The organism is Nonomuraea longicatena (assembly GCF_039525605.1).
Classification (GTDB): Bacteria; Actinomycetota; Actinomycetes; order Streptosporangiales; family Streptosporangiaceae; genus Nonomuraea; species Nonomuraea longicatena.
The window spans coordinates 25,538-26,458 of record NZ_BAAAHQ010000006.1 but is presented as its reverse complement, the minus strand read 5'-3'; the positions used below and the strand labels follow the sequence as shown (position 1 = coordinate 26,458).

Annotated in this window: 1 protein-coding gene; it reads right to left on the bottom strand. The window is 75.9% G+C overall.

Going from position 1 to position 921, the window contains the following annotated elements; translation table 11 throughout:
- Positions 1-399 (bottom strand): ATP-binding cassette domain-containing protein (locus ABD120_RS07300; RefSeq protein WP_343948945.1); only part of this gene is annotated, 399 nt, incomplete at its 3' end.
- Positions 400-921 lie beyond the last annotated feature (522 nt).

Here is a 921-nt window from a genome sequence, read left to right as displayed (position 1 = left end):
CTCGGCCTCGGCGCCGTACCCGCCGCCCGCCTGGAACTCGGCCTCGGCGCGAACGTAGCCGGTCATGGCCCGCTCGCCGCCGTCGCCGAGCGCGAGTTCGGCGGCGCGCAGCGCGCGGACGGCGGCGTCCATGCCGCGCGCGGACAGGATGCGGTCGGCGACGCTCGCGGCCGGATCGGCCGCGGCGGGGTCCTGCGGCAGATAGCCGACGGGCGCCGAGGCCGTGATCGTGCCCGCCGCCGGCTGGGCCTGGCCGGCGAGGGTTCTGAGCAGGGTGGTCTTGCCCGCCCCGTTGCGGCCGACGAGGCCGACGCGGTCGCCAGGGGCGACGTGGGCGGTGATGGAGGACAGCAGAAGACGGGCGCCGACGCGTACGTCGACGTCACGGAAGGCAAGCATGGATGACGCTCCGGATAAGCCTGTGGACACACGGGTGCTGCGAAAGCGGGTGTCCTGGCTAAGAGATCCGGGGCGTAGACATGCCTCCATCATAGGCGGCGGGCGCAACCGGGTTTCCGGCGGAGTGGCAGGCGCCGTGTCCGCTCGCGCGGGCGACGACGCGTCCGCCCGTCACACGGAGCGCGGTCTCCGTGGTGTCACCGGGCCGGTCGACGCCTGCGGCGGCCGCGACGGCGCCGTCGGCGTCGAGCACGATCCGCAGAGCGGGCCACGCGTGCGCGGGCACCGCCTGGCGCAGCAGGCCGCGCAGTTCGGTGACGACCAGGGCGGCCAGCGGCATCAGCTCGCCGGGCGTGCTCGTGACGGCCACCAGGGTGACGGCGTGACCGCTTCTCACCGCCTCCTCGACGGCGGACAGCCGGTGCAGGCCGAGGACGGCGACCACGCCGTCGCCGTGCGGCGGGGCGCTCTCGCCGGTCAGGACGTCGGTCGCGGGCGGCGGCGCCCACGGCTCGTCGGTGG